The 6,808-nt window shown below is 63.8% G+C and carries 5 protein-coding genes; all 5 read left to right on the forward strand.

Annotation, left to right across the window (positions count from 1 at the left end; genetic code table 11):
• Window positions 1-3 precede the first annotated feature (3 nt).
• The 5 genes from NUV79_RS23950 to NUV79_RS23970 all read left to right on the forward strand — a co-directional run bounded on the left by NUV79_RS23950 (window position 4) and on the right by NUV79_RS23970 (window position 6,797).
• Window positions 4-1,203: an AAA family ATPase gene (locus tag NUV79_RS23950; protein WP_257735583.1), complete on the forward strand. Its 1,200-nt coding sequence runs from the start codon at window positions 4-6 to the stop codon at window positions 1,201-1,203.
• Between the two features lie 53 nt (window positions 1,204-1,256).
• Complete coding sequence (locus tag NUV79_RS23955) at window positions 1,257-2,114, forward strand: hypothetical protein (RefSeq protein ID WP_257735584.1); 858 nt, start codon at window positions 1,257-1,259, stop codon at window positions 2,112-2,114.
• A 129-nt stretch (window positions 2,115-2,243) separates the two neighbouring features.
• Window positions 2,244-2,771, forward strand: coding sequence for an RraA family protein (locus NUV79_RS23960; RefSeq protein WP_257735585.1), 528 nt, complete (start codon window positions 2,244-2,246; stop codon window positions 2,769-2,771).
• Window positions 2,772-2,899: 128 nt separating this feature from the next.
• A complete protein-coding gene (locus tag NUV79_RS23965; RefSeq protein WP_257735586.1) occupies window positions 2,900-4,696 on the forward strand; it encodes a hypothetical protein in 1,797 nt (598 codons plus the stop codon).
• A 406-nt stretch (window positions 4,697-5,102) separates the two neighbouring features.
• Window positions 5,103-6,797, forward strand: coding sequence for a recombinase family protein (locus NUV79_RS23970; RefSeq protein WP_257735588.1), 1,695 nt, complete (start codon window positions 5,103-5,105; stop codon window positions 6,795-6,797).
• The last annotated feature ends 11 nt before the right edge of the window (window positions 6,798-6,808 follow it).

The raw sequence follows: 6,808 nt of genomic DNA on the forward strand, positions 1-6,808 counted from the left end.
GTGATGAACACGATTCCCGCCTACGATGCCGAGGCCGTCGGGACCCTGCGCGATCTCGACCGGCAGAGGTTGCTCGGCCATCTGCGCGACCAGCGTCCCGATAGCGAGGCCCTCGAAGAACCGGTCGAGCCGGCTCGCGCTGAACCGCCCGCGACCGCCCCTGCGCCGGGGCCTTCGGTCGCGGTCTTCGACCGAGCCTCCGTTCTCAAGCAGCTCAGGCTCGTCGTGCCCGGTGATGATATCGGTGAGGGTGGGCCTTCCAGTTCCGCCTCCAGTGACGAGCAGGGACGGGTAGAGCGTCTTCGGGCACTCGTGCGCGAGGAGCCGCTGCGCCGCCTCGTCGTCGCGGACGGCGGCACCATCGAACGCTTGGGCGGCCTGCGAGAGGAGTGCCCGGGCTTCGTCGAGATCATTGCCCTGGTCGAGCGGGCGACTGCGCTCTCCATGGCCGCCGGCACCGGAATCGCCCTCCCGCCGATCTTGCTTGTCGGCCCCCCCGGCCTGGGCAAGACCCACTTCTCCCGCCGGCTCGCCGCTGCGCTCGGCGTCGAGCAGCATCCCTTCAGCTGCGCGACTAACTCCGATGCGCAGGCCCTCCTCATCGGCCATCCGCCGAGCTGGCGCGGGGCTCGCATGGGCGTATTGACCGAGGCGGTCCTCGGTGGCGAGATCGGCAATCCCCTGCTCGTCCTCGACGAGATCGACAAGTTTGTCACCCATTCGACCGAGAAGCCCTACAACAGCCTTCTCGCCCTGCTCGAACCCGAGAACGCCTGCGCGCTCGTCGACGAATATCTCAGGGTACCGTTCGATCTCTCGCGCTGCCTCATCCTGGCGACGGCAAACGATCTCGATGCGCTGCCAGGCTTCATTCAGGACCGGTTCCTGATCGTGACTGTCACGCCGCCGGACGCCGCCATGCTACGCGCGATCGCGCGTCGGATCGCCGCCGACATCATCGCAGCTCATGGCGACGCCTTCGCCCCGCCGGACGATGGGGTCGTGGCGCGACTCGCCAGAACCAACCCGCGCGGCATCCGCCGGCTCGTCGCCCTCGCGCTCGGCTTCGCCGCGCAGGCCGGTCGACGCCATCTCATCGTCGCCGATGTCGCTGCCGCAGAGGCTGTTGCCGACACCAGGGGCGCGAGGGAGCCGATCGGATTTATCAGGCCCAGGACGAGAGGAAAGGAGAGCTCGAAGTGAGGCGAGAACGGAAAAGCCCCCGTGAAGCCCTGCACGACAGAGAGAAAGAATCCATGACGACCAACTCCACGCCTGCCGCTCGCCCGAAGCGCCCGATCGGCAGCCCGCTGCTGCAGCCCGGCTCGGCCGGTGCCGTCACGGAATGGTTCCCGACCCGGTGGCCGAGGATCGCCGGCAAGACCCTGCTGCCGCTGGCTGAGGACGCCTTCATCGAGAAGCGTTTCCTCACGGCCTATCAGCCGGGCAAGCTCGTCTTCATCTACGTCGCCGGCTGTGGCGAGGATCATCGCATGCCGACGATCGCCACTGGCCTTCTCGGTCTCGCCCGCCGCCTCAGGATGCCGATCCACAAGGTCTCGGTGACGGCGCAGGTCAATCTGCGCGACCGGTTCCGCGAGCTCAACGCCGACCACTACGGCGCGCTCACCACCAGCCGCGACGGCCTGCCCTGCTGCGACCTCGGCTACGACAACTGGATGGCGCAGCACATCCTGCCGAAGGGCAAACCGCTCGCCGGCTCGCCGGTCGTTCTCGCCGAGCGCTGCCTCGCGGTCCGCCTCCCGATCGATCTCTCGATCCGCGAGTTCGACAAGTGCATGCACCACCGCATGCGCAACGCCGCACTCAATCATTGGCTTGGGAGCGAAGCCGGCCGCACCCATTGCGACCTCGTCGGCATCGCCCCACAAGAAGCCATGCGCGCCACTGCCTATGGCTTCGGCAAGATCATGCGCGCCAGTGAGGCGCAGGAGTTCTACGTCTTTCGCCCGAAAGGCTTCGACGCCGATCGCCTCATTCGCATCGCCGAGCGCATCATCCACGACCATGTCGTCGCGACGAAACGGCAGATGGCCGCGGGGTGGAAGTCCAGGGCGCAGGGCTTCGGCGTGGCATTCACGCCGGTGTCCTAGAACGGTGCGTGATCTGGGACGATCTCGACCACGGCGCGATTGTTCCCAGATTCCGGACTGGCGGAGCCCTGTTGGATGGAGGAATTCGGAGGGCGGAGCCAATCCGGCCCTCCGAGAAGGAATGCCCTCATGTCCTCGCCCTCCCCTGCCGATATCAAGCCCGCGACGACCCTCGAACTCTGCGCGGAATTCGGGCCTTATGCGCGCAAGTTTCCGCTGCTATACGACTTTACGGTGGCGAAGCATTTCGTTGGCCCCGCCAGCATCCTCAAAGTCAGCGTCGGGCGTGAGAAGCTCAACGCCGCGCTGCTCAACAGCTGCTCTGAACACGTCGTGATCATCGACGCCCGCCATCTCGATCCGATGGCTGTCGTCGGCCCCGCCGAAGTCGCAAGCGCCATCTCCGGCAAATGCCGCGCCCTCCTCGTCTTCGGATCGGTCTACGACGTCGGCAAACTCGCCAAGGAGCGGACCATGCCGGTCTACGCGCTCGACAACTCGCCTCGCGTCCTGCGGGCGGAAGGCGGTCGGATCGAGGCTGCTCTCCTCGATTGCGAGGCAGGCCTGATCACCAGCGACTATTACATCACCGGCGACGCTGATGCGATCGTCGCCGTGCGCCGGGAGCAGATGCAGGCGCATTTTGCAGTGCCGTAGGCGGAATCATCAGGTTTCTGCAGGTGATTGACGCCAACCGAGCGTACTGGGACAATTCTGGATAGTTGATTCGGCTCGTTCAGTTGTGTTGAGGCGACAAGATGCGTATCCGCCCAATCGAGAAGGGCATGCCTGAAGCCGAATTCAGGCCTCTGTACCCGGGCTTCGACGAATGTCGCCGCGTCGACCGTGGGAAAGGTCAGATCATCAACGTTAGCTGGGTAGCTCGCAGCCTTCAAAGCGCGCTGAACAAAGGCCACAACGGCGATGAAATCCGCTGCGTTGTGGTCTCCGCGCGCGAGCTTCTTAAAAGCATGGGCCCTGGCGAGGTCGATGGCTATCGAACCTATGCAGCCCAACTCTCCACATATGACTGCAAGGAGCCGCTCATCGTTTTGCGCAAGGACCGGGTCAGTCCAAAAGGGTTTGACCCTGATACCTGCGAGATTCTCAGTGGCAAGGCACGCGCAGTACGCGCCGGGAAAAAGAACATTTCACTTCCCGTCATCATCATCTCGCGGGCGCGTGCCCGACTTTGGGGAATGCCGCATTGGGCTCGAGGACTCGGCACAGGCAGCCCCTTGCCCATCCTGAGCAGGGGCAAGGAAGGGGTCCGCAAGCAGAGTAAGCATCAGTGTCGCTCAGGCTCCAAGACCCTGCCAGCGCGCGCAGTTATCGGAACCGATGGAAAGCCGCGGCAGTCTAGCCAGCCAGTTGTCAGCAAGAGGACAGAGGATGGGCGAGCCAGTGTCTCGGGCCGGGTGGCGCACCCGACTGCATGCGGGCTCGTGCTCTCGAGCGACTGCGGGGTGCGAGAGAAGGCACGTTGGATGCTTGCACTACGGAAGAAGGAGCCCCGAGGGCTCATCTGCGGTTTTCCGGAAAGGAATGCCCCAGGGCCGACGACGCCACGATACCACGAAATCTGCCTTCTGATCCTGTTCTCAAAGCTCCTGGCGTCACTCCGGGAAGACGTGCTTGCCAATGACGCCAAATGGTATGACGACTTCCGACTTCTACGCGATTGGAAGGAAACCGAACGGCATCGCAGCCTGCTGCGGGCACTGCTACGACGTCCACTCGACGAAGCATCTCTCGAGTGTCCAGACGAGAAAGGGATCGTCGATGATGAACTCCGCGACCTTGCAAGCCGGGCAAGGGCTGCCCTTGCAAACGCAGGGTCAGCCTGGAGCGCTCCCTTATCGGAACGGCTTCTGCTCTACGGAGCGACACACAAGCCGATTGCCGTGAAGGGACGTGAGAAACAGACGGTCCTGCGTCAACATCATCTCGATTTGCTGGATTGGACGCTGCGCGCCCTGTTTCGCGCCAAGCACTGGCGCATTGGGTGCAATTCGATCGAGCGGTTGGATACGCATGGCCACTTCCACAAGGCGGACGAGCATGATTCGACGATGGACATCTCTCCCATCGCGCGCATCAGCCACGAGACGGTGGGCTCCGCGCGATTCCAGGCGCTGACCGATCTCGATCTTGAACCGCTGCTGATCCTGGCGATGCACGCGAGGTTCAATCCCTTCCTGGTCTGGCATGACCTGCGCTGGGCGGTGCCGCTCGGGCACTGGGCGATGGCGATCGCCGACCTCGATGCGGGGCGAGAGACGCACGTTACGGTCTGGATGGCTGAACTTTACGAGGAGCAGCGGCGCCGGAACTTCAAGCACAAGAACCACTTTACCGGCCCGGCGACCATGATAGTCCATTGGCTGCATTGGGTCTGCAGGGATGTTAAGAACTTCTCGAACGGCATTGCCGACATCTGCGAGCTTGTCATCGACGGCTTCCCAGAGCGGAGCGGGCGACTCTTGGAGATCGAGCGTAGTCCGCAGGGCATCAAGACGGTTCGCTCTCAGCGCCTGATTTATCAGGAAGACTGGGCGCTTCAAGCGACGCTGTTCGCCTGACGGTGGCCGGCATATGTTCCCAGATTCAGCACTACCGCCGCCGGCCAATATGGTAAACTTGGAAGGCCTCCCCCTTGGAGGTCGCCATGGCCATCGGGCCGAAACGAGATCCGGTCAGCCCCGCTTCCCACCCCTCAGCCGGCGGCAGTGGCCCATCGGTCAAGGCCAACGCCGATGCTGATCGACGTCATGCACTATCGCGAGAGACCGACGACGCCATCTTTAAATTGGCTCGCCTGGTGGGCCGTCAGATCGCGCGCGAGCAGCATGAGGGTGAGGCCAGGGGATCGTCGACACCCAGACGGAGGAAGGCACCTTGAAGGAGGCGGTGGCGATAGCGCTCTTGCCCAATTCCATGGGCGGCTTCATCCTGAGGTCCATCCCCCCGCCCGAAGGAGTGCTGACGATGCGCGTCGCGATCTACGTCCGGTACTCTTCCGATAACCAGCGCGCTGCGTCGATCGAAGACCAGTTCCGGATTTGCCGAGATCGGGCTGGGCGCGAGGGATGGGAAGTAGTCGGCACCTACAAGGATGCTGGGATCTCCGGCGCGAGCATGATCCTGCGGCCGGGCATCCAGACGCTGCTGCAGGACGCGAAGGCCGGTCGCTTCGACGTCGTGCTGGCGGAGGCGTTGGATCGGATATCGCGTGATCAGGCCGACGTGGCGACGCTGTTCAAATACCTGAAATTCGCAGGCGTGCCGATCGTCACGCTGGCCGAGGGAGAGATCAGCGAGCTTCATGTCGGGCTCAAGGGCACGATGAATGCCCTTACCCTGAAGGACATCGCCGAAAAGACGCATCGCGGCATGAGCGGGCGCGTGGAGGCCGGCAAGTCCGGCGGCGGCCTGTGCTACGGCTACAAGGTCGTGAAGCAGTTCGATGCGCATGGCGAGCCGGTCCGAGGGGACAGAACGATCGACGCCCGCGAAGCCGAGATCGTCCGCCGCATCTTCGCGATGTTTGCCGCCGGCGTTGCTCCGCGCAGCATCGCCCGCATCTTGAATGGCGAGGGCATTCTCGGTCCTGGTGGCAAGCCCTGGGGCGACACCACCATCCGCGGCCATGTGAAGCGCGGCACCGGAATCGTCAATAACGAGCTCTATATCGGGCGCCTCGTCTGGAATCGGCTGCGCTACATCAAAGATCCCTCAACCGGCAAACGCGTCTCCCGGCTCAACCCGGAGACAGACTGGATCGTCAAGGACGTGCCGGACCTGCGCATTGTCGACGACGAACTCTGGCAGGCCGCCCGCGCCCGTCAGGACGAGATCGCGGATAAATTCGCAAAGGTCACGGAGGGCGTCCGCGAACATCACCGGCAGAACCGCCTCAACGGCGCGCGCCGCCCGCGCACCCTTCTGTCCGGTCTGATCTTCTGCGGCTGCTGCGGCGGCCCCTACTCCGTTCGCGGCGCGCAGCGCTACGCCTGCTCGAACCATGTCAGCAAGGCAACCTGTGGTAACAGCCGTACCATTCGCCAGGATGAGTTGGAGAACCGCGTGCTCACCGGCCTGAAGGACCGGATGATGGCGCCGGAGATCGTCGCGGAGGCCATGCGCGCCCATGCCGAAGAGACGAACCGGTTGAACCGCGAGCGCCGCTCGAACGGCGATGCCTGGCGTGCCGAGCTCGCCAGGGTCGATAAGCACATCACCGGGATCGTCGAGGCCATCGCGGACGGCATGTACCACCCGTCGATGAAGCAGAAGATGACCGGGCTGGAGGCTCGCAAGGCAGAGCTGACTGCCCTTCTCGCCGATGCCCCGCTAGACACGCCCGACCTCTTGCCGAGCGCGGCCACGATCTACGCGAGCAAGATCGCGAATCTGACCGAAGCCTTGAACCAGCCCAAGGAGCGGCTGGAAGCGGCGGAAGCGCTGCGCCTTCTGATCGAGAAGATCGTGCTGACGCCCGGACCCCAGCGTGGCGAGATCCATGCGACGCTGCACGGCGAGTTGGCGACGATCCTGGAATGGACGCAACGCCAAGCGACTGGAAAGATAGCTAAAAACAAAACTCCCGCAGCCAAGGCTACGGGAGTGTCTGAATCGGTGGTTGCGGGGGCCAGATTTGAACTGACGACCTTCAGGTTATGAGCCTGACGAGC

This window comes from Allobosea sp. 47.2.35, from assembly GCF_024655635.1.
Lineage (GTDB): Bacteria > Pseudomonadota > Alphaproteobacteria > Rhizobiales > Beijerinckiaceae > Allobosea.